This is a genomic window from Halomarina rubra, assembly GCF_023699475.1.
In the GTDB taxonomy this organism is placed as follows: domain Archaea; phylum Halobacteriota; class Halobacteria; order Halobacteriales; family Haloarculaceae; genus Halomarina; species Halomarina rubra.
In genome coordinates this window covers 310,442-331,566 of sequence record NZ_JALXFV010000005.1, presented here as the reverse complement: position 1 = coordinate 331,566, position 21,125 = coordinate 310,442, and the positions used below count along the sequence as shown (strand labels likewise).

Annotated in this window: 16 protein-coding genes; 8 read left to right on the top strand and 8 right to left on the bottom strand. The window is 67.4% G+C overall.

What is annotated here, in order from left to right; all coding sequences use genetic code 11:
• Positions 1-7: 7 nt before the first annotated feature.
• Together M1L36_RS11445 and M1L36_RS11440 are read right to left on the bottom strand one after the other, a co-directional pair.
• Positions 8-1,468, bottom strand: coding sequence for a M14 family zinc carboxypeptidase (locus M1L36_RS11445; RefSeq protein WP_250873864.1), 1,461 nt, complete (start codon positions 1,466-1,468; stop codon positions 8-10).
• A 148-nt stretch (positions 1,469-1,616) separates the two neighbouring features.
• Positions 1,617-3,539 (bottom strand): beta-propeller domain-containing protein, encoded by a 1,923-nt coding sequence (locus M1L36_RS11440; protein WP_250873863.1) that lies wholly within the window; start codon positions 3,537-3,539, stop codon positions 1,617-1,619.
• A gap of 421 nt (positions 3,540-3,960) precedes the next feature.
• On the opposite strand from M1L36_RS11440, the gene M1L36_RS11435 reads away from it, so the two are divergent.
• Together M1L36_RS11435 and M1L36_RS11430 are read left to right on the top strand one after the other, a co-directional pair.
• Positions 3,961-4,173 (top strand): DUF7561 family protein, encoded by a 213-nt coding sequence (locus tag M1L36_RS11435; RefSeq protein WP_250873862.1) that lies wholly within the window; start codon positions 3,961-3,963, stop codon positions 4,171-4,173.
• A gap of 73 nt (positions 4,174-4,246) precedes the next feature.
• A complete protein-coding gene (locus tag M1L36_RS11430; protein WP_250873861.1) occupies positions 4,247-5,977 on the top strand; it encodes a helicase C-terminal domain-containing protein in 1,731 nt (576 codons plus the stop codon).
• Between the two features lie 343 nt (positions 5,978-6,320).
• Here the strand turns inward: M1L36_RS11430 and M1L36_RS11425 are convergent, their stop codons facing one another.
• Positions 6,321-7,436, bottom strand: coding sequence for a 60S ribosomal export protein NMD3 (locus M1L36_RS11425; RefSeq protein WP_250873860.1), 1,116 nt, complete (start codon positions 7,434-7,436; stop codon positions 6,321-6,323).
• A gap of 114 nt (positions 7,437-7,550) precedes the next feature.
• On the opposite strand from M1L36_RS11425, the gene M1L36_RS11420 reads away from it, so the two are divergent.
• On the top strand, positions 7,551-9,167 hold the full coding sequence (locus tag M1L36_RS11420; protein ID WP_250873859.1) for a gamma-glutamyltransferase family protein: 1,617 nt from the start codon (positions 7,551-7,553) through the stop codon (positions 9,165-9,167).
• Between the two features lie 68 nt (positions 9,168-9,235).
• On the opposite strand, the gene M1L36_RS11415 is transcribed toward M1L36_RS11420, so the two are convergent.
• The 5 genes from M1L36_RS11415 to M1L36_RS11395 form a co-directional block, all read right to left on the bottom strand.
• The gene (locus M1L36_RS11415; protein ID WP_250873858.1) at positions 9,236-10,579 is read right to left on the bottom strand and encodes an ABC transporter ATP-binding protein; all 1,344 of its coding nucleotides are present in this window, start codon (positions 10,577-10,579) and stop codon (positions 9,236-9,238) included.
• Positions 10,572-11,759, bottom strand: a complete 1,188-nt coding sequence (locus M1L36_RS11410; protein WP_250873857.1) for an ABC transporter ATP-binding protein — start codon at positions 11,757-11,759, stop codon at positions 10,572-10,574. The genes M1L36_RS11415 and M1L36_RS11410 overlap by 8 nt, the downstream gene beginning before the upstream one ends.
• On the bottom strand, positions 11,759-13,156 hold the full coding sequence (locus M1L36_RS11405; RefSeq protein WP_250873856.1) for an ABC transporter permease: 1,398 nt from the start codon (positions 13,154-13,156) through the stop codon (positions 11,759-11,761). The genes M1L36_RS11410 and M1L36_RS11405 overlap by 1 nt, the downstream gene beginning before the upstream one ends.
• Positions 13,156-14,130, bottom strand: coding sequence for an ABC transporter permease (locus M1L36_RS11400; RefSeq protein ID WP_250873855.1), 975 nt, complete (start codon positions 14,128-14,130; stop codon positions 13,156-13,158). Before M1L36_RS11400 ends, M1L36_RS11405 begins: the two co-directional genes overlap by 1 nt.
• 75 nt (positions 14,131-14,205) lie before the next feature.
• The gene (locus M1L36_RS11395; protein WP_250873854.1) at positions 14,206-16,119 is read right to left on the bottom strand and encodes an ABC transporter substrate-binding protein; all 1,914 of its coding nucleotides are present in this window, start codon (positions 16,117-16,119) and stop codon (positions 14,206-14,208) included.
• A gap of 257 nt (positions 16,120-16,376) precedes the next feature.
• Between M1L36_RS11395 and M1L36_RS11390 the strand changes: the two genes are divergently transcribed.
• The 5 genes from M1L36_RS11390 to M1L36_RS11370 all read left to right on the top strand — a co-directional run bounded on the left by M1L36_RS11390 (position 16,377) and on the right by M1L36_RS11370 (position 21,033).
• A complete protein-coding gene (locus M1L36_RS11390) occupies positions 16,377-17,639 on the top strand; it encodes an ABC transporter ATP-binding protein (RefSeq protein ID WP_250873853.1) in 1,263 nt (420 codons plus the stop codon).
• Complete coding sequence (locus M1L36_RS11385; protein ID WP_250873852.1) at positions 17,636-18,934, top strand: ABC transporter ATP-binding protein; 1,299 nt, start codon at positions 17,636-17,638, stop codon at positions 18,932-18,934. Before M1L36_RS11390 ends, M1L36_RS11385 begins: the two co-directional genes overlap by 4 nt.
• Positions 18,935-19,015: 81 nt before the next feature.
• Positions 19,016-19,876: a zinc metalloprotease HtpX gene (gene htpX / locus M1L36_RS11380; RefSeq protein WP_250873851.1), complete on the top strand. Its 861-nt coding sequence runs from the start codon at positions 19,016-19,018 to the stop codon at positions 19,874-19,876.
• A gap of 86 nt (positions 19,877-19,962) precedes the next feature.
• On the top strand, positions 19,963-20,598 hold the full coding sequence (gene pspAB / locus M1L36_RS11375; RefSeq protein ID WP_250873850.1) for a PspA-associated protein PspAB: 636 nt from the start codon (positions 19,963-19,965) through the stop codon (positions 20,596-20,598).
• A complete protein-coding gene (locus M1L36_RS11370) occupies positions 20,599-21,033 on the top strand; it encodes a hypothetical protein (RefSeq protein ID WP_250873849.1) in 435 nt (144 codons plus the stop codon).
• The last annotated feature ends 92 nt before the right edge of the window (positions 21,034-21,125 follow it).

Genomic DNA, 21,125 nt, shown 5'->3' with positions numbered 1-21,125 from the left:
CGTCGGCTCAGACCTGTCTGGCGTAGTCGTCGCGGACCGGGGCGGTCGCCCGCGACCGGAAACGACCGCGAGCGGCCGCCCGGCCGGTCCCTTCGGGGTCGTCGACGGGGTAGTCGTCGCCGGCCAGCGGGAGGTCGAAGTAGCTCCCGGCGTCGACCGACGACAGTTCGGGGTCGGTCGCCAGTTCGAGGAACGTCTCCTCGAAGCCGACGCGCGACGCCTCGACCTTCAGCCCGTAGGCGCGCGAGCCGACGGCGTCGGACTGTCCCGAAATCTCGTACAGCATCCCCGCGGCGTTCGTCTGTGGGCACAGCGAGTCGAGGTACGACCCCCACAGCGTCGTGTAGCCGTAGCGCGTGACGGTGTCGAACTCGTCCCACGGCCCCGTCTCTTCGGCGAGTCGGTCGGCGACAAGTCGGTTGAGCCGCAGCGACCGGTCGCTGGTCGCCTGGTCGATGAACGGGTTGACGTTGTCCTCGACGGGGCTCTCGCCGTCGTAGAACGGAGCCTGTTCGAGGTAGTCGGGGCCGAACGCCGCCATGACGCTCATGATGGAGGGTTCGAGCGGGTCGGTGTCGGGCACCGACGGGATGCCCTGGTGGTGGTGGGTGATGGCGTAGTCGGGGTCCGCACGCAGGAACGACTCGGTGACCGCTCGGACCTCGGGGGCCAGTCGCAGCCCACTCGCCTGCAAGGTGTACCCCTCGTAGGGCATGTCGAGTCGGTAGCGCGTCTCGCCGTCGTCCTCGTAGCCGGTCCACCACTCCTCGGGAAGGTACTCTGCGGGCGCGTTGCCGTTGGTCTGGCCCTTCCCCATCCCGTTGCCCTTCCCCTTCCCGTTCTCGCTTCCGTCGCCCTCGCCCGGGCCGCCTCCGAGGTCGGTCCGGATGTTGAAGTCGCGGTTCATGTCGTAGCCAGAGGGCGGGTCGGGCGCGGGTAGGTCGTCGGTGCCGCTCTCGGCGTAGTGGTAGTACGGCTCGTACCGGGAGTCACGGTCGTCCCACGGCTGGGTGTTCTGGCGGCGGGTGATGCGGTCCTCGTCGCCGTCCTCGTCTGCGTCCCAACCGAACATCGCGCCATCGGGGTTGACCCGCGGGACGACGGTGATGGTGAGGTTCGCCAGCACGTCTTCGTAGCGGTCCGGTTCGGCGACCATCTGGCCCAGCAGCTTCACGATGGCGTCGGTGCCCGCGGGTTCGTCGCCGTGGATCTGGGTGATGAGGTGGACGTTCGTCTCGCCCTCCCCGACCGTCACCTCCCAGAGGGGGTCGCCCAGCCCGGCCGACCGCCCGATGCGCCGGAGGTCGACGAGGTCGCTGCGGTTCAACAGTCGGAGCTGCTGGTAGAGCTGTCTGTTCGTGAGATACGCGTTCGGGTTCGGAATCTCGTCGTCCTGTGCCGCGACGGTGGGCAACCCACAGGCCGCCACCGCGAGACCGGTCGTCGTGAGGAACTGTCGTCGTCTCATGTGTTGTCTGTCACCACTGTCCGTGGAGACGACCGCTGTTCTCACGTCTCTGCAATCAACCTATTTATAACCTCAGTTCTGTGAAATTAACGACGGTCGTCCGAAGATATCGACCAGTCCGGACCGTTGACAGTCGCGCCGAACTGGGTCAGCGGCCGTCGTTCGTCGGCACCGCTTCGTAGCGGTAGCCGTCGTTCGGCAGGTCGAGGCGGGCCACCTCGGTCCAGTTGCCCTGGTCGACGACGACGAGTTCGGACTGGCCGGCGACGTAGAGGTGCTCGCCGATGTACACCGCCCGGCGCGGCCGGTCGACGTCGACCTCGGCCACGCGGTCGAGCGAGTAGTCGAACACCTGCCCGCCGTGCTCCGTCGGCAGGAAGAACACCTCGTTGCGGGCGTCGAGCAGGAAGGCGTGGTGGTCGTGGGCCGCCTCCGACCAGCGGGCGTCGAGGACCGTCCCGTGGGCGATGGTCGGGTTCGTCGGGTCGCTGGAGTCGAAGACGACGAGTTTCACCTGGCCGTCCTCCTCGCCGACGCCGAGGACGCGGTCCTCACCCAGTGGGTGGAGGTACGTCGAGACGCCGGGCAGTTTCAACTCGCCCTCGACGGTCGGGTTCTGTGGGTCGGAGAGGTCGAGCACGTGGTACGGGTCGATGCGCCGGAACGTGACGATGTAGCCGCGGTCGCCGTCGAACCGGACGCTGTAGATGCGCTCGTTCTCGCCCATCCCGGTGGTCTCGCCGGTCACGTCGAGGGACTCGCTGTCGAGGACGTAGAGGTCGTTCTCGGACTCGGCGCTCCACCCGCCGACCGTCGTGGCGATGCGGAGGTGGCCGTCGTGTTCGTCGATGGAGAACTGGTCGAGCGGTTCGCCGGGGACCGACCCGGTCGCCTCGACGGCGAGGTCGTCGGTCGAGACGCGGACGAGGTGGGTGGTCGTCAGCGAGCGTTTGCGGTCGTCGAGGTACCGTTCGTACCCCTCGTAGACGGCTTCCTGACGGTCACGGCGTTCGTCGTCCGGGAGCGAGCGGAACCAGCCGTTCAGGGTGGCCTGCACCTCGGCAGCCTCCGCCTGCGACGAGAGGTCGTAGCTCTGGACCTCCTCCAGTCGCTCGACGACGCTGTCGGGGAGTTCGGAGCGGCCGTCGCTCAGCAGGTACGAGAGCATCGCCTCGCGGGGGTTCGTCCGCTCGGTGTAGGTGACGTACAGCGCGTTCTCGGACATCGAGACGACGGAGTCGTAGGTGCCGACGAACGAGACGCGGTCGCCCAGCGACCCGTCGTGGGGGTCGAGCGTCGCGACGGTGTAGGTCGCCGAGACCGGCATCGGTTCGCTCGGGTGGTAGACGTCGGTACAGGCCACGTCGGCCCCCTCGACGGGTTCGACGGGACACGCCTGCGGGGCCGTCGAGAGCACGAGGTAGAGCGTCCCGTCGCTCAACCGGGAGGTGCGGATGCCCGCCTCCAGGGTGCGGTCCCACCGTTCGACGGGGTTCTCGGGGTCGCTCACGTCGTAGCCCGTCACGTGGTCGTGACCGAGGACGACGAGCGTGTCGTTGACCAGGAACAGCTGCCCACCCTCGGGGACGCTGGCGACGTGGGCCGGCGAGTCGGCTGGTAGCGCCGCGATGACCTGCGTCGCGTCGGCGCGCGTCCCGGCGTAGTAGATATGCTTGCCGTCGGTCTTGATGACGTCCGCCTCGTCGATGCCCTCGATCTGGACGTTCGTCGAGGAGTGCTCGGGCGCGCCGCCGCTGGCCGCGCCGTCGGCGCTCGCCGCGCTCTCGGTGGCGGCCGCGACGGCGGTCCCGGCGGCCCCGCCGGTCTCGGCGGCGTCGCCGGTGCTAGCTTGGAACGCTACGTCGGCCCGCCCACCGTAGTAGCCGCCGTGCTCGGCGCTGTCGGCGAGGTAGGCGGCGTAGGACTCGGCGGAGTCGGAGGTGACCATCGAGAGCGGTTCGTCGTCGTCGGTCGCGTCGTCGGGGAGCAGTTCGGGCCCGACGAAGGCGGCGACGCCCACCGTCGAGACCACGAGCACGACGGCGAGCAGGGCGGTCGTTCGGGAACGCATACTCCTCACTCACCGTCGACCACCCTACTCGTTGTGAAGGCTCAAACGCGCGTTTGACGGTCGGTGGCGTCCGGTGGACGGCCGTACTGGCGCGACGACCTGGGGGCGACAGTGGTCTGTGGTCGGTGACCGAGCCCCGGCGACTGCTCGGCGGTCGGTCGTCGAGAGGAGGGGGCCCACCTGTGAGGGGGGACTGGAGGGGTGGCGGCGAGGGGCCGCCGGAGGGGACGCCCGTCGCGAGGGGGGCACGGCGGGCGTCGGGCGGGGACGGGGTCGGGGGACCGGGACGGCCGTGGTCCGGGGGGTCGGGTCCGGGCCTCGACCGGCGACTAACCGTTTGCGGGGTACTCATAAACAGATGCCGTAGGCTCAAACGCTCACTTGACCGACCACTGATTAGCGCCCGCCGCCTGTCGTCGGTATGGGAAAACAGACGTGCGACGGCTGTGGGCGGCGCGTGCGGGTCGCCGGCGGCATCGCCAACCTCTGGACGTTCGACCCCGGCCCCAGCGAGGGGTTGGCGCTCGAACTCGCCGACGGGTCGGAGTACTTCCTCTGTTTCGACTGTATCGACCGTCTCCCCGAGGACCGAGACGTGACCGCGAGCGACGTCGAGGCGCTGTCCGGGGACTGAGTCGCCACCGGTCGGCGGCGCGGACCGTGCCGTGACCGGTGAGGTTATTCCCGTCGCGTCGCAGGAACCGACAGTGAAACCGTCCCGCATCGTCGAGGAGTTCCCCGCGCCCTCGTTCCGCGGCACGCAGGAACAGGCGCTCGCGGACATCCGCGCGGCGTTCGAGGCGGGCAACGACGTGGTGCTGGTGCGCGCGCCGACCGGGAGCGGGAAGTCACTGCTCGCGCGGGCCATCGCGGGGTGTGCTAGACGCGCGGGCGAGGACGACCCCGCCAAACCGGTCGGCTCGTACTACACCACCCCGCAGGTCTCCCAGCTCGACGACGTGGCGGGCGACGACCTGCTCGACGACCTCTCGGTCGTCCGCGGGAAGGGCAACTACTCGTGTATCCTGCCCGGCGAGACGACGACGGCCGTCGACCAGGCTCCCTGCGCCCGGGAACGCGGGTTCGACTGCCCGGTCAAACACCGCTGTCCGTACTTCTCGGACCGGGACATCGCCTCCAACCGGGACATCGCGGCGATGACGCTCGCGTACTTCATGCAGATGGCCGGGTCGGAGGTGTTCGGCCAGCGCGACGTCGTGGTCATCGACGAGGCTCACGGCCTCGCGGAGTGGGCCGAGATGTACGCGACCATCGAGTTGGGGCCGGCGACGGTGCCGATGTGGGGGAAGAAACCCGCTCCCGAAGTCGAGGACAGCGAGGACGCCGCGAAGTACGCCGACGGCCTCGTCACGGTCTGTAAGCGCCGGCAGACCGAACTGCGGAGCCAGGTCGAACTCTCCGAGGAGGAGGTCGCCGAGCGCGACCGCATCGCCGAACTCGTCCGGGAACTGCAGTGGTTCGTCCAGGACGCCCGCGACCCAGACAGCGCGACGACGTGGGTCGTCGACCAGCACGACGGCGCGGGGTCGAAGGTGGTCGTCAAACCGATGGACCCCGAGCGCTACCTGAAACACACCGTCTGGGACCGCGGGAGCAAGTTCGCGCTGCTCTCCGCGACCATCCTCAACAAGGAGGCGTTCTGCCGCTCGTCGGGACTCGACCCCTCGCGGGTCGCGCTCGTCGACGTCGAACACACGTTCCCCGTCGAGAACCGCCCGCTGTTCGACACGACTCAGGGGAAGATGACCTACGAACACCGCGAGGAGACGCTGCCGAAGATAGCGCGTCTGGTCGTCCGCCTCATGCAGCGCCACCCCGACGAGAAGGGGCTGGTCCACGCCCACTCCTACGCCATCGCCGAGCAACTGGTGGGCCTGCTCAACGAGTTCGGCGTCGGCGAGCGCGTCCGGACCCACGACGCCGAGGGCCGGGACGCCGCGCTCGACTCCTGGAAGCGCTCGGACGGCGCGGACCTGTTCGTCTCGGTGAAGATGGAGGAGGCCCTCGACCTGAAGTACGACCTCGCGCGCTGGCAGGTGCTGTGTAAAGCGCCGTACCCCAACACGCGGGACTCGCGGGTCGCCCAGCGTCTCGAAGACGGCCAGTGGGCGTGGTACTACCGCGCCGCGCTTCGCACGGTCATCCAGGCGTGTGGCCGGGTCGTTCGCGCCCCCGACGACGCGGGCGCGACGTACCTCGCTGACTCGTCGCTGCTCGACCTGTTCGAACGCGCGCGCAGCGACATGCCGCCGTGGTTCGCCGAGCAGGTCGACCTGATGAGCACGCCCGACCTGCCGACGTTCGACCCCGCGGCCGCAGTGGGTGACGGAGACGGAGACGGACAGACCCAGAGTCGACGCAGTCGCTCGCGCAAGCGGTCGCTCGACGACCACCCGCTCGGGGACGTCTGGCAGTAGGCAGTCGGGTTACAGGAGGCTGATGAAGCCGATGACGGTCGACGAGAGCATCAGCAGTGCCATCAGGAGGGCGAACAGGCGCTGGCGTTCCATACCGGCATCAACGCGCCGAGACCCAAACCGGTTTCGACGGCGACGCAAGAGTTTTGTGCACGTCAGTCATTGACACGCGCATGGACCCGTTCCTGATGCTCGACGAGGCGGTCGAAGAACAGCTCGCGACGATTCGGGGCCGCGAACGGGCCGAAGACCCCGAACGCGAGCAGTAGTCGCACAGGAGGTGTCGTCACGGCTGCGGCCGGGGGAGCGCCGCGAGCAGTTCTCGGGTGGTACGACGACCGAGCTACTGCACCGCGTCCTCGGGGAGGACGTGCAGGCCGGCGCGACTCTTGAACACGGTGACGGTGTCGGCGTCGGGGTCGAGGTAGGATGGCCGGGCGACGGTCTTCGTCTCGAACGTGTCGGGGTCGAGCACCTGCACCGCGTGGTCGTCCTCGACGGCGACGAGCGTCGTCTCGACGCCGTCCGAGACGTGCCCGAGGCGGCGGGCCTCGGGGGTGACGCCCTCCTCGCTGGAGGCCTCGTAGCGCTCGCCCGTCGTCAGGTAGTCGCCCTTGAGGTTGCCGTGGGCCGAGCGGACGAGCACGGGGTCCTCGCCGTCGGGTTCGACGATGGTGCCCGCCGGGTACGGCGGCAGTCGGATGGCGAACGTGACGCGGTACACCTCGTTGCCGTCCTCGTCCTCGGTGACGAGCGTACGGGAGTCGGTGATGGAGCCACCGAACCGCCGCCGGACGCGCTCGGCGATGGCTCGGCCCATCTGACTCGTCGAAATCTTGATGTCGACGCCCTCCTTCCCCTCGTCGATCTTCGAGATGAACGCGTTGCGGTCGCCTTTCTCCTCGCGCTTCTCGATGTACTCCTCGGCCATCCGGATGGACTGTTTCACCTCCTCGTCGGTCGGGTTTCGCTCGGCGGCCCGAACCTGGACGACCGAGGCGTAGTAGTCGCCGGCGATGCGCGAACAGCGCGTGCAGGTCTCGCGGGAGAAGCGGACCCGGACGTCGACGTCCTCCTCCTGGACGGTCCCGCGGACCAGCCCCGAGAAGTGACAGTGCATCATGATGGTGTTCTGGTCGACCTGTTCGGGGTCGACCAGCCAGGACACCTCCTCGGCGTCGACGTGGACCCCCAGCGCCTCGCGGGTCTCTTCGACGGCGACGTCGGTGTAGTCCTCCGCGCCGACGTCGACCCAGCGGTTGCCTCGGTAGACGCCACCACAGCGAGCGCAGATGCGGACGCGCAGTTCGTCGTCGACGTCGACGAGTTCGAAGTCCTCGAAGTAGCACTTGTCACAGAGGTTCGCGTCGCGGCCGGCGGGGTCACCGGGGCGGGGGGCAGTCTCCTCGACGGGGTCGCCACAGCGCGGGCAGAACTCGCCCGACGTGCGTGAACTCATTGGCGAGGATAACGGGTTCGGACGGTTAACTCCCGCGTCACGACGGTGGGCGTCGAGGCGACGGTGCGGTTCCGGAACCACCGGAGCCTTGGTGGGTGTGTGCGTGTCACGGGTATGGACAGGGATGTCGATTCGTTCGGGTCGCGTCGCTCGACGGTGTACGCGACCAACGGTGTCGTCGCGACGAGCCAACCGCTGGCCGCCCAGGCGGGCGTCCGCGTGCTGGAGGAGGGTGGCAACGCGTTCGACGCGGCGGTCGCCACCGCCGCCGCGCTCAACGTCACGGAACCCACCTCGACGGGGCTCGGCGGGGACGTGTTCGCGCTGTACCGAACCGCCGACGGCGAGGTCGGCGGGATGCGCTCGTGTGGCGGTGCGCCCGCGGGCGCGACCCGTCAGAAGGTCCGCGAGGCCGTCGCGAGCGAGGACGAGGACACCACACCCGCCGAGGCCGAGATGCCGTTCACCGGTCCGCAAGCCGTCACCGTGCCGGGCACTGCCCGCGGGTGGGAGGCGACCGTCGAGCGGTTCGGTCGCCGCTCGCTGGCCGACGCGCTCGAACCGGCCATCCGCTACGCGACGGAGGGCTACCCGGTCAGCGAGGTCATCGCGAGCCACTGGACGAGCGCGGAGGACCTCTTCGAATCGGACCACGCGCGCGACGCCTACCTCGTCGACGGCGAACGCGCTCCCGAAGCGGGCGAGGTGATGCGCCTCGAACGGCTCGGCGAGTCGATGCGCGCCATCGCCGAGGAGGGCGCGGACGTCGTCTACGAGGGCCACGTCGGCGAGGCCATCGTCGAGGAGATTCAGGAACAGGGCGGGTTCATGACGATGGACGACCTCCGAGCGTTCGAACCGGAGTTCGTCGACCCCGTCTCGACGACGTACGACGACGTCGAGGTGTTCGAACTCCCGCCGAACAACCAGGGCCTCATCGCGCTCGAAGCGCTCAACATCGCGAGCGAACTCGACGCCGCTGGTGCGGAGGGCGTCGAGCGCTACCACCGCTTCGCCGAGGCGACGAAACGCGCGTTCCACGACGGCCACCGTTACATCACCGACCCCGAGTACGAGGAGATTCCACCCCTCGCCTCGAAAGCGTGGGCCGAGAAGCGCGCCGCGGACGTCGGCGAGGAGTCCAGCGACGTCTCGTTCGGCGTCCCCGACTCCCACGCCGAGGACGCCGACACCGTCCTGCTCTGTGTCGCCGACGACGCGGGCAACGTCGTCTCGTACATCAACTCCCGGTTCGCCGGCTTCGGCTCCGGTCTCGTCGCCGGCGACACCGGCATCGCGCTCCAGAACCGCGGCGCGTCGTTCTCGCTGGACGACGACCACCCGAACCGACTGGAACCGGAGAAGCGGCCGTTCCACACGCTCATCCCCGGCCTCCTGAAGTTCGACGACGACGACTGGGCGGCGTTCGGCGTCATGGGCGGGTTCATGCAGCCACAGGGCCACCTCCAACTCGTCACCAACCTCGTCGACGAGGGGATGACGCCACAGGAGGCGCTCGACGCGCCGCGCTGGCGATACCGCGAATCCGGGCGACTGGCCGTCGAGACGCGCGTCCCCGGCGAGATACAGAACGGGCTGGTTCGTCGGGGCCACGACGTGCAGGTGCTCCCGCCCGTGATGTTCGGGGGCGCACAGTTCGCACGCAACGCCGACGGCGTCCTCTCGGCGGCGACGGAGCCCCGGAAGGACGGCAACGCCACGGGGTTCTGAGCGACGCACAGGCGCGCCGCTCCGAGGGTGGTCTCGCGAAGGAATCGGCCGGCGAGGGTCGCCGGCGGTCAGTCGTTCTTCAGGCTCGGCGCGCTCTGGAGCGACGCCTGGTCGTTCGTGAGCAGACACTTCGAGCGGTGCCCGCCGCCGTGGTCGGCGTACGCTGGCTCTTCCTGCTCACACGGCGTGACGAACGCCTCGGCGAGCAGTTCCTGCGCTTCGCCGTACTCGCCCTCGACGAGGTGGTCGAGCGACTCGGAGAGCGTCCGTTCGGCCTGCTGGTCCGAGAGCGTCTCGGGCAGGTCGTACTCCTCGCGGAGTTCGGCGCGGAGTCTCGCGTCGGCGACGTCGACGTCCTCGTCCGCCGGGCCGGTCCGCAGCATCTCGCGAGTCGTCTCCACGTCGAGGGACTCCTCGACGACGCCGTCGCGGAAGTTCAACAGCGAGCGCCACTCGGACTGTTCGAGGTCCCACTCGTCGGGCTGGATGACGCGGTGACAGCGCGTGTGGAACCGACAGCCCGAGGGCGGGTTCGTCGGACTCGGGACGATGCCCTTGAGTTCGATGTCCTGCCGTTTCCGCCGCGGGTCGGGTCGCGGGACGGCCGACAGCAACGCCTCCGTGTAGGGGTGCTGTGGGTTCGTGAATATCTCCTCGGTGTCACCGATCTCGACGATCTCGCCGAGGTACATGACGGCGACGCGGTCACAGACGTCCTGCACGACGGACATGTCGTGACTGATGAACAGCATCGACAGCCCGTACTTCTCCTGCAGGTCGTTGATGAGCGAGAGGATCTCGGCGCGAATCGAGACGTCGAGGGCGCTGACGGGTTCGTCGGCCACGATGAGGTCCGGGTTGAGCACGAGCGCTCGCGCGAGTGCGATGCGCTGTTTCTGCCCGCCGGAGAACTCGTGGGGGTAGCGGTCGTAGTCGCTCGCCGAGAGGCCGACGTCCTCCAGGAGGTTCTGGACGATGTCGCGACGTCGCTGCTTGTCGGACATCCCGTGGACCTCGAGCAGTTCGGCGACCGAACTCCCGACGGTCATCCGCGGGTCGAGGCTCGAGGAGGGGTCCTGGAAGATCATCTGGGCGTCCCGGCGGAACGCCTTCAACTGGGCGTCGTCGAACTTCGTCACGTCGTTCGTCGCGTCGGCGCTCACGGCCGCGGAGTCCCGACCGTTGAAGATGACCTCGCCGCTGGTCGGCTCTTCGAGTCGGATGATGGACGTCGCAGCCGTCGACTTCCCACAGCCTGACTCGCCGACGAGTCCGAGGGTCTCGCCCTCCGCGATGTCGAAGCTGATGCCGTCGACGGCGCGTGCCGCCCCGACCTGTCGCGAGAGGATTCCCTGCGTGATGGGGTAGTGCTTCTTGAGGTTCCGCACCGACAGCAGCGGTCGCTCAGTCATCGGCGGTCCCTCCACTGGCCGCAGGGGTGGTGTCGTCGCCGGTGATCACCGACGCGTCGCGCCCCTCGTGGTAGTAGACACACGAGACCGAGTGATCGTCGGTCAGCGTCGCCTCCTCGGGCTGTCCACCGACGAAGCAGTCGTCGACGGCGTACTCACACCGCTCGGCGAACCGACAGCCCTCGGTCGGGTCGGTCGGGTCGGGCAACGACCCGCCGATACCCGCCGCCGCCCGTCCGCCACCGGGGAGACACTCCAGCAACGCCCGGGTGTACGGGTGTGACGGCTGCTCGAAGATCTCGTAGACGGTTCCACGCTCCATCACCTTCCCGGCGTACATGACGACGACGCGGTCGGCCACCTCGGCGACCACCCCGAGGTCGTGGGTGATGAACAGGATGCCCATCCCGTACTCCTCCTGCAGTTCGCTGAGGAGTTTGAGTATCTGGGCCTGGACGGTCACGTCGAGTGCGGTGGTCGGCTCGTCGGCGATGAGCAGGTCGGGGTTCGTCACCAGCGCCATCGCGATCATCACGCGCTGTTTCTGCCCGCCGGAGAACTCGTGGGGGTAGTCGTCGAGTCGGGCCGCCGCGTTGGGAATCCCGACGTCGTTGAGCAGTTCGATGGCGCGCTGTCGCGCCTCGCCCTTCGAGACGTCCTCGTGCATCTGGACGGCTTCGACGATCTGCCAGCCCACGGTGTAGCAGTGGTTGAGCGCGTCCTGTGGGTTCTGGAACACGTGGGCGATGTCTCCGCCACGAACCCGCCGGAGCGCCTTGTCGGGCGTCCGCGCGAGGTCGACGTAGCCCCGCGTTATCTCGCCGTTCCGGCGCTGCTCGACGACGACGAACTGCCCGTCGTCGACGGGACGTCCTCGGTCTTCGGCCGCCCCGTCCTCGGCGACCTCGAAGACGGCTTTGGGGAAGGCGTCGGCGAGCTCCCGGACCGTCTCCAGGTCCCGGAACTCGACGCTGCCGGTCACCTCGCCGGGTGGCGAGGGGACGAGTCTCGTGATGGACTCGCTGGCGACGGTCTTGCCGGAGCCGGACTCCCCGACGATGCAGACCGTCTCCCCTTCGTAGATGTCGAAGTCGATGCCGCCGACGGCGGTGAGCAGTCCCGCGTCGGTCTTGAACGTCGTGGTGAGGTCCTCGACGGCGAGGAGTGGTGTGTCGGTCATTATGATTCAGCCTCCGCCTGCGCCTCGGGGTCGAGCGCGTCGAGCGCGGCGTCCCCGATGAACGCGAACGCGAGGATGGTGAAGAACAGGACGATTCCCGGCGCGAGCGTGATCCACGGGGCGAACGAGAGGTCGTTTCGACCCACGGAGATGAGCACGCCCCACGAGGCGATCTCCGAGTCCCCCAGACCGAGGAACGCCAGTTGCGCCTCGGCCAGCAAGAACGCGGGGATCAGCAGCGTGAGGTCGGTGACGATACTGCTCGCGGTGTTCGGGATGATGTGTCGCCGGATGATGCGGTAGAGGCTCGCCCCGCTGAGCTGGACGGCCTTGATGTACTCCTCCTGGGACTTCGCGAGCGCGTTCGACCGCACGTAGCGTGCGGTCCCGCTCCACGAGAAGAACCCGAGCAGCAGGATGAACAGCGTGAGGTCCGCCCCGAAGATGTAGAGGATGAGCAGGTAGAGGATGAGCGTCGGGAACGACTGCATGATGTCGACGTAGCGCATGAGCACCTCGTCGACGAGCCCACCCGCGTACGCGCTGATGGTCCCGACGGCCGTCCCGACGCCGATGGCGATGAGCGTCGTGACGAACGCGATCTTCGCGCTGATCTGCATCCCGTAGATGATCATCGTGAGGATGTCACGGCCCTGGTTGGTCGTCCCGAGAGGGTAGTCCCACGTCCCGTGACAGACGCCGTTGGCCTGCTGGCCGACGCACTCTAGCACGAAGTTCATGCTGACGGTCGCGAACACCGGCGGCTGGTACTTCCGGAAGAACTCCGCCTCCGGGTAGTTGATGAACAGCGGGCCGACGATACCGACCCCGAAGATGAACGCGAGGAACACGAGGCTCACCATCGCCGGTCGGTTCTTCCTGAACTCGCTCCAGTAGTAGCTCGTCATCCGCGGGTTCTGGTACAGCGGCAACGCCGCGTAGAACGCGAAGACGAGCAGTGAGAACCCGAACAGGTAGTCGAGCCCCGTCACGTCGTAGTTCCAGCCGATGGCCGAGAACGTCGGCACGGCGTTCGCGAGGTAGATGCCGTCGTAGATGATCACCGCCAGCATCGCGCCGGTCGCGACGACGATGCCGGCGAAGTTCGCCGAGGCGTGACCGCGGTTCCGAACCAGCGGTAACAGCCCCAAGAACGCGAAGCTGAGCAGACTGAACGCGAGCACCCAGTGGAACAGGGGGACGTCGTAGCTCACGCCGACCGCGGCGAACGTCGCCTCGCCGCTCGCGACGACGAGGTCGTAGACGAACAGCACCGCCAGCAGTCCCAGCGCCGCGAGGTACGCGCGCGTACTCGTCCCGTTGCCGTCGGGGGCGTTGGCCGCGATCTCGTCCCAGTCGACGGTGTCGAACCGTTCGGATGTGTTTTTCGTTGCCATTATCGATCGTCGAAGCTGATGCGTGGGTCGAGCACGGTGTACACGATGTCCTGAAGGAGGTTGCTGATCGTCGCCAGGAAGGTGAAGAACAGCGTGAACCCGAGGACGACGCTGGTGTCCTGTGCGATGATGGCGGCGTAACTCAGCCGCCCGATGCCCGGAATCCCGAAGACGATCTCGACGAGCAGCGAGGAGCCGACGAACAGCGCCAGCAGCTGCCCGACCATCGTCGTCGACAGCGGCACCATCGTCGGTCGGAGGACGTGTCGTGCGTAGATACGGTACCGAGAGACGCCCTTCGCCTTCGCCGTCTTCACGAAGTCGGCGTTCATGTACTCGGAGGACTCGTTACGCGAGACACGCATGATGCCGCCGATAGAGCCCGTCACGAGGACGAATATCGGCAAGAACAGCTGTTTCGCGTTCGCGAGGCTGAAGACGGGGACGTCGGTGTTGTACAACACCGGCACCCACCCGAGTTGGACCCCGAAGATCAACAGGAGGACGATCCCGAAGAAGAAGTTCGGAATCGCGTACCCGAAGAACGTGATACCGGTCGCTACGTGGTCCTTCCAACTGTACTGGCTCGCCGCGGAGTACAGCCCCGCGATGGGACCTAACGTGATCGTCAGCAGCGTCCAGGGTATGGAGTACTGCGCGGTGTAGTACAGCGCCTCGAACACGGACTTCGTGACCGGTTCGTTGTTCATCGTCGACCAACCCCAGTTGAGTGTGTAGACGCCGGTGACGTACTCGAGGTACCGCTCGGTGAACGGCTTGTCGAGTCCGCGAATCATTCGGATACGTTCTTCGGCTTCCGCCGGATTGTCACCTTGGAGCGCGGCCTGTGTAGCTGCCTTCGCCACTTCCGGATTCGGCGCTGCCGAAAGCAGGATGAACGTGACGCTCACGATGATGAGCGTCACGACGAAGGTCCAGGCGACCCGGCGGGTGATGTACCATCCCAATCCCATGTGTGTGTTGTTGTTTATCGAATAAAGGTTAATGTGTTGGACTGTGCCCCGCGAACCGAGCGACGACCTGGTGGTCTACTCGTTGCGGTACCAGGTCGAGAAGTTCCAACCGTTGAAGAAGTTCTCCTCGGGGCCTTCGATGCCCGTCCGGTAGCCGATGGTGTCGTCGGCGAAGACGAGCATCCCCATCGGCTGGGAGTCGGCGACGTTGACGAAGATCTCGGTGAGCGCCTCCTGGACGTCCTCCTCGGTCTCTGCGGTCGACGCCTGGTTGAACAGCTCCTTCGCGTTCCACTCGGGCTGGTAGCCGTACGGGTTGTAGTACGAGTCCTTCATGAAGAACACGTCCGCGGTCGTCGGGTTCAGCGGGTAGGTGTTGAGCCCGTAGACGATGGACATGTCCCACGACTCGGAGCTGGTGACCTCGTAGGGGCCGGCGTTGTAGCCGCCGTTGCTCCACTCGTACTCGTCGGGGTTCTCCGGGGTCTCCTGGACCCAGTACTTGTCACGGAACGTCGTACCCTGAATCTGCTCGAGCTTGACGTTGATACCGGCGTTCTTGGCGAACTCCTGCTTGACGAACTGCGCGATGGACTTGTTCGTGCTGGAGGTCGTCGTGTAGTACAGCGACAGTTCGACCTGGTTGCCGTCGGGGTTGACGAGCTGGTCGCCGTCGTAGCTGTAGTCGGTGTCCGAGATGGCCTCCTCGATGCGGCTCTGGGTCGCCTCCTTGCCGTAGAGGTCGCCGGAGCCGAACTGCTTGATGTCGGCGTTGTCGGGGTACCACTTCGACCACTCCGGCTGCCACGTGTAGTGGGGCTTCGCGTAGCCGTTGTAGATGCCGTCGGCGATGGCCTGTTTGTCGATGGCACAGCCGATACCCTGGCGGAACTTCTTGTTGCGGAAGAGGTTCCCGGGCCCGGTGGTCCAGCCGTTGTCACGGTGGTTGTACGCCATGACACGGTTGTACGGCTGCGGGACGACGTTGACGTACGTCCCGTCGTTGTTCTTGAACTCGTTGACGCGGTTCTTCGGCAGTCCGGCGGTGTCGATCTCGCCGTTCTTCAGCGCACCGAGCCGCGAGGACTGTTCGGGGACGACGCGAACTTCGAGGTTCTCGAAGTACGGCGCGTTGCTGAAGCGCCTGTCGATGCCGTCGACGTTACGCAGGTAGTAGTCCTCGTTGCGGGTGAACGTGATCTTGGCGTTCTTGTCCCACTCCTCGAGCTTGTACGCGCCCAGGTTCCCGGTGAACGAGAGGTTGAGCAGCTCTTCGTCCTGCTGGAACCCTTCGACGTCCTCCTCCTCGACGTACGGCTCCATCAGGGCCTTCGGGACGGGGTAGATGTACGGGTCGTACGACGCGGGGTAGAGCGGGTTCACCTGCGGCAGTTCGATGGTGAACTCGTACTTGCTCTTCTCCTCGATGGTCATCTCCTCGGTCCAGCTCGCGGCGTCGGCGGTCCCTGCCCACTCGCTCTTCTGGACCTCGTTGATCTGGTAGACGAAGTCCTCGGCGGTGACCTCACCGTAGGGGTCGCTGAACGTCAGCCCCTCGGGGATGGTCGCCGTCCAGGTCTTGTTGTCCTCGGAGCTGAGGTCGAAGATGCGCGGGAAGTACTCGCTGCCGGGCTTGAAGCCGTAACTCCCGTCGAGGGCGTAGCCGATGACGCCGCCCGCCGTGCTCTCGGTGTTGTACAGCGGGTTGAGCGTCCCGAGCGAGTTGCCGATGGCCGTGGTGTACGTGCCGCCGACCTCTGGCAGTTCGCTGCCGTCGTCGGTGCTCGTGCCCTGAGTCGTCCCCAGCGGGTCGCTGGTGTCGGTGCTGTCGGTCTGGGTGTCGTTGCCGCCCGGAGTGTCCTCACCGTCCCCCCCGGAGCTACAACCTGCCAGTGCAGCGGCACCAGCGACGCCGATCCCCTTGAGCCAGGCGCGCCGGTCAATCTTCTTGTGCCGGTTGTCATCACGCCGTTCGATATTACGTGACATATTACCTCGGAAAGGTATAGCATTTTATTAGTCTTACGATGTGGTGGTTGGCGTTAGGACGCTCAACGGGGCTAAAATTTCGATTTCACTCACCGACGCGTTTATACGTTTGAGGATATTCAACCAACGCCGATTGCTCATCGTTCTCTTCAACTTCCCGTCCTCCCCCCGGCGACGGGTTCTCCGTTGATAGCTGAAGCGAGCGTCGTCGTCACACCAACCCTTATACTCCTCCACGAGAGCCGACACGTATCCACATGGACGACCGACTGCTCGCGATTCAGGACCTCCACACGCAGTTTCGGACGAGCGACGGAGTCGTCCACGCCGTCGACGGTATCGACTTCGACGTCCGCCGCGGCGAGACGGTCTGCATCGTCGGGGAGTCCGGCTCCGGCAAGACCGTCACCAGCGAGTCCATCACCAAGATCATCCAGATGCCTCCCGGTGCCATCCCCGAGGGGGCCATCGCCTTCCGGGACCTGGAGACGGTCCGGGAACTCGCCGACGCCTTCCCCACGGCCGTCTTCGACGTCGCGGACGACTCTCCCGCCGACCTCGCGGCCGGCGACGACGACCAGTTCGTCGTCGTCGAGGAGCGAGACGGCGACGAGATAGCTCGGGGCTACGTCGACGTGGTCCGGGCCCCACCGGCGGCACTCCGACACATCCGTGGCGGGGACATCGCCCACGTGTTCCAGAACCCCCAGAGCGCACTCGACCCCGTCTACACCGTGGGCTGGCAGATCGTCGAGGCCATCCAACTCCACGAGGACGTCTCGAAGACCGACGCCCGCGACCGTGCCATCGACCTCCTCGACCGGGTCGGAATCCCGGACGCCGCCGACCGGTTCGACGACCACCCCCACGAGTTCTCCGGGGGGATGAAACAGCGGGTCATCATCGCGATGGCGCTCGCTTCGGACCCCGACCTGCTCATCGCCGACGAGCCGACCACCGCACTCGACGTCACCATCCAGGCCCAGATTCTCGACCTGCTCAAGGAGATACAGCGGGACCTCGACATGGCCATCCTGTTCATCACCCACGACCTCGGCGTCGTGGCGGAGATCGCCGACCGCGTCGTCGTCATGTACGCCGGGAAGGTGATGGAACGCGGGGACGTCTTCGACGTGTTCGAGACGCCAGCGCACCCCTACACCCGGGCGCTGCTGGAGTGTCTCCCGGGTCGTGGCGACCGGATGCTCTCCATCGGCGGGTCGCTCCCGAGCGTCACCGACCCGCCCGAGGGCTGTCGGTTCGCCGACCGGTGTCCTCACGCGGTCGACGACTGCGTCGCAGGCGACCAACCCCCGCTGCACGCCGTCGACGGGAGCGACCAGCGCGTCTCGTGTGTCTACTACGGCGAGGGGTACGACGAGACGACGGTCCAGACCGGGTTCGCTGCGGCCCGCGAGGGGGCGACCGCCGACGGGACCACCCGCGTCGACGGTGGTGACCCGCCGACGTCCGCCGAGACCCGAGCGAACGGCCGGTCGCGGTCGGAGGGCGACCGATGAGCGACCGCCCGCTGCTGGTCGTCGAGGGGCTCCAGAAACACTACCCGATAACCTCGGGCGTACTGAAGCGCGAGACCGGTCGGGTCCGGGCGGTCGACGGCGTCGACTTCGCGGTCAGTCCCGGCGAGACCCTCGGTATCGTCGGCGAGTCAGGCTGTGGGAAGTCGACGGTCGCCACCTCCCTGCTGCGTCTGGAGGAGCCGACCGCCGGCGAGGTGTCGTTCGACGGCGAGGACATCACCGACTACGGGAAACGCGACCTGAAGCGGTTCCGTCGCCGCGCCCAGATGATCTTCCAGGACCCCACCGCGAGCTTCGACCCGCGGATGACCGTCGGGGAGTCGGTCGCCGAACCGTTGCGCATCCACGGCATCACCGACCGACAGCGCCGCCGGAACGTCGTGAAGGACCTGCTCGGGCGGGTCGGTCTCTCGCCCGAGGACGTCGACCGCTACCCCCACGAGTTCTCCGGCGGGCAGAAACAGCGCATCGCGCTGGCTCGCGCGCTGGTCGTGAACCCCGACCTGCTCGTCGCCGACGAACCCGTCAGCGCCCTCGACGTCTCCATCCAGGCGGACATCCTGGAGCTGATGAACGACGTCCAGCGCGAGTTCGACCTCGCGATGCTGTTCATCAGCCACAACCTCGGCGTCGTCCGGGAGGTGTGCGACCGCGTCGCCGTCATGTACCTCGGCGAGATAGTCGAGATAGCGCCGACCGAACAGCTGTTCACCGACCCTCAGCACCCCTACACCCGGGCGCTGCTGGGGTCCATCCCGCGGCCCGACCCTCGCCGTCGCGGCGAGTCCGTGACGCTCTCGGGGGACGTACCCAGCCCGGCGAACCCCCCCGAAGGGTGTCGGTTCCACACGCGCTGTCCGGAGGTCATCCCGCCGTCGGACTACGACTTCGACCAGCGCGAGTGGCGGGCCGTCCAGGACCTCCGGCAACGACTCCACCGGGAGCCGCTCGACCTCGAGACGGTCCGGACGGCCCACACCGAGACCGACGGGGCCGACGCGCCCGACGACGAGACGCTCGCGGCCGGCGTCCGCGAGGAGTTCGGCGTCCCCGCCGAACTGACCGACGCCGACGCCGAGCGGGTTCTCGCCGAGGCGCTGGCGGCCGAGGTCGACGGCAACCACGACTGCGCCCGCGAACGGCTCGACGAGGCGTTCGTGACGCCCTGTGAACGGACCCACCCCGACCTCCAGGAGACCGACGCGGGGTGGGCGGCCGCGTGTCTCCTCCACGACGACCAGCGCCGGGCGGTCGAGCAGGCCGCCGACGACTGACCCAGCCGACGACGACGCCTCGGTATCTGACCACCGGTCGCCGACGGTGACGTTTAACTCTCCGGTCTCCAATACGTGTGTATGGAGTGGAAACCCGACTGGGGACTGCGTGGGCGGATGGTGCTCACCATGTTCCTGCTCTTCGCCCTCTACATCGTCTTCGCGGCGATACTGTTCCAGTACGCGGGACTGGCCATCATGGTCGTGTTCATGGGGCTGTTCTCGCTCGGGCAGTTCTTCTTCAGCGACAAGCTGGCGCTGTACTCGATGGGTGCCAGCGAAGTCTCCGAAGAGGAGTACCCCGAACTGCACGCGATGCTCTCGCGGCTGAGCCAGCAGGCCGACGTCCCGAAACCGAAGGTCGCCGTCGCCGACTCGCGCGTCCCGAACGCGTTCGCGACGGGACGTTCGCCGAGCAACTCGGCCGTCGCGGTGACGACGGGCATCATGAACACGCTGACCGAGGAGGAGTTGGAGGGCGTGCTCGCCCACGAACTCGCCCACATCAAGAACCGCGACGTGATGGTGATGACCATCGCGTCGTTCCTCTCGACGCTCGCGTTCCTCGTCGTCCGCTTCGGCTGGTGGTTCGGCGGCGGTCGGCGCGAGAACGGCGGCGTCATCGTCGCCATCGTCGCCTCGCTGGTCGTCTGGGTGGTGTCGTTCGTCCTCATCCGGGCGCTCAGTCGCTACCGCGAGTACTCCGCCGACCGCGGCGGGGCGGTCATCACCGGCAACCCCGCTGCGCTCGCCTCGGCCCTGCTGAAGATATCGGGTCAGATGGACCGCGTCCCACAGGACGACATGCGCGAGCAGGCGGAGATGAATGCGTTCTTCATCATCCCCATCAGGAGCGGATTCATCGGGCGCATCTTCAGCACCCACCCGAGCACCGAGAAGCGCGTCGAGCGCCTCCGTGCGCTCGAACAGGAACTCGCCTGAACGGTCCACCGACCCCGTCTCCTCTCGTCCGTTTCGCCGACGCGCGAGTCGTGTGGCTCTAAGACACCGGCGAGCGTAGCCGGCGTATGGGCATCTTCGACTCCCTCCGCTCGGCGCTGGGTATCAGCGCCGAGACCGACGCCACCCGAGCGGCGTCGCCGGAGGACCTGTTCGGGATGAGTACGGCGCACATGACGATGCAGGCCGACCTCCGGTACGACCCGACCGGCGAGGCGGCGCTCTGTTTCTCGAACGTCGACTCGACGGCGTTCGCCGAGACGATGGAGGAGGTGGAGGCCATCCTCGAAGCCGGCGAGATAGAGACGGGGACACGGGCACGCTTCGTCGGCGACAGTCACGGCTACCAGTGGGTCGTGCTCGAAGACGACGACTTCGAGGACCTCGTGACGAGTATCCACTTCGCGGCGGACACGTTCGTCGAGCAGGGGTTCGGCTCGCGACTGCTCGCCGCGCTGTTCAGCTTCGAGAAGGCGACGACGGGACCGGGTGCTGGCCCCGCCAGCGAGGGGCAGGTCGTCTACTGGGTGTACTCGTTCCGCCGCGGCGCGTTCTACCCGTTCGCGCCCTCCGGGGGCCACGAGCGCGACAGCGCCGTCGAGTTCAAACTGGAGAGCGTGCTCGACGGCGAACTCACGGTCGAAGCGGAGAAGGAGTACTGGTACCCGCTGTGGCCCGAGGGTGACGGCCGCCCGTGGGGGTAGATGGTCGCCCCCTACGACCACGTCCGCGTTCCCGCCGACGCCGAGACGCTCCCCGCGGGCGTCTACCGCGTCGTCGGCAGCGACGCCGACCGCGTCACCCTGCTCGCGGTCGGCGACGAGACCGGCGCGCGCGTCCACACCGGACGGGTCGAACGCGTCCCCCTGCCGACGTTCGACCAGTTCGAGTCCGCCGAGTCGCCCGACCCCTCGGGTGGACTGACGCGCCTCCGAGACGTCCTCGGTGGCCTCGCGCTCACCGCCCGCCTGGCTCCGCGGCGGATGGCCGGCAGACCGCTCCAGACGCTCGTCGGCGTCGTGCTGGTCGTCGTCGAGTCACTCGGTCCGGCCACCGTCGGTGTCTCCGAGAGCGTGCTGACGGTCGCGGGCGTGTTCGGCATCCTCGCCCTCACCGGGGCCGCCCTCGACATGCCCTGAGACTCCGCGGTCCGACTCCTCCCGTTCGCTCATCGCTCGGCATCGACCGTTCACTTTCACTCGCTCGACTTCCTCGTCCGAGTCGGTCTCCA

What these genes read in the sequence shown, in the direction of transcription:
- M1L36_RS11420 (WP_250873859.1), top strand. Translation starts at nt 7,551, where the DNA reads ATGGACAGGGATGTCGATTCGTTCGGGTCGCGTCGCTCGACGGTGTAC.
- pspAB (WP_250873850.1), top strand. Translation starts at nt 19,963, where the DNA reads ATGGGCATCTTCGACTCCCTCCGCTCGGCGCTGGGTATCAGCGCCGAG.
- M1L36_RS11445 (WP_250873864.1), bottom strand. Translation starts at nt 1,468, where the DNA reads ATGAGACGACGACAGTTCCTCACGACGACCGGTCTCGCGGTGGCGGCC.
- M1L36_RS11440 (WP_250873863.1), bottom strand. Translation starts at nt 3,539, where the DNA reads ATGCGTTCCCGAACGACCGCCCTGCTCGCCGTCGTGCTCGTGGTCTCG.
- M1L36_RS11425 (WP_250873860.1), bottom strand. Translation starts at nt 7,436, where the DNA reads ATGAGTTCACGCACGTCGGGCGAGTTCTGCCCGCGCTGTGGCGACCCC.
- M1L36_RS11390 (WP_250873853.1), top strand. Translation starts at nt 16,377, where the DNA reads ATGGACGACCGACTGCTCGCGATTCAGGACCTCCACACGCAGTTTCGG.
- M1L36_RS11405 (WP_250873856.1), bottom strand. Translation starts at nt 13,156, where the DNA reads ATGGCAACGAAAAACACATCCGAACGGTTCGACACCGTCGACTGGGAC.
- M1L36_RS11370 (WP_250873849.1), top strand. Translation starts at nt 20,599, where the DNA reads ATGGTCGCCCCCTACGACCACGTCCGCGTTCCCGCCGACGCCGAGACG.
- M1L36_RS11385 (WP_250873852.1), top strand. Translation starts at nt 17,636, where the DNA reads ATGAGCGACCGCCCGCTGCTGGTCGTCGAGGGGCTCCAGAAACACTAC.
- htpX (WP_250873851.1), top strand. Translation starts at nt 19,016, where the DNA reads ATGGAGTGGAAACCCGACTGGGGACTGCGTGGGCGGATGGTGCTCACC.
- M1L36_RS11400 (WP_250873855.1), bottom strand. Translation starts at nt 14,130, where the DNA reads ATGGGATTGGGATGGTACATCACCCGCCGGGTCGCCTGGACCTTCGTC.
- M1L36_RS11395 (WP_250873854.1), bottom strand. Translation starts at nt 16,119, where the DNA reads ATGTCACGTAATATCGAACGGCGTGATGACAACCGGCACAAGAAGATT.
- M1L36_RS11435 (WP_250873862.1), top strand. Translation starts at nt 3,961, where the DNA reads ATGGGAAAACAGACGTGCGACGGCTGTGGGCGGCGCGTGCGGGTCGCC.
- M1L36_RS11410 (WP_250873857.1), bottom strand. Translation starts at nt 11,759, where the DNA reads ATGACCGACACACCACTCCTCGCCGTCGAGGACCTCACCACGACGTTC.
- M1L36_RS11415 (WP_250873858.1), bottom strand. Translation starts at nt 10,579, where the DNA reads ATGACTGAGCGACCGCTGCTGTCGGTGCGGAACCTCAAGAAGCACTAC.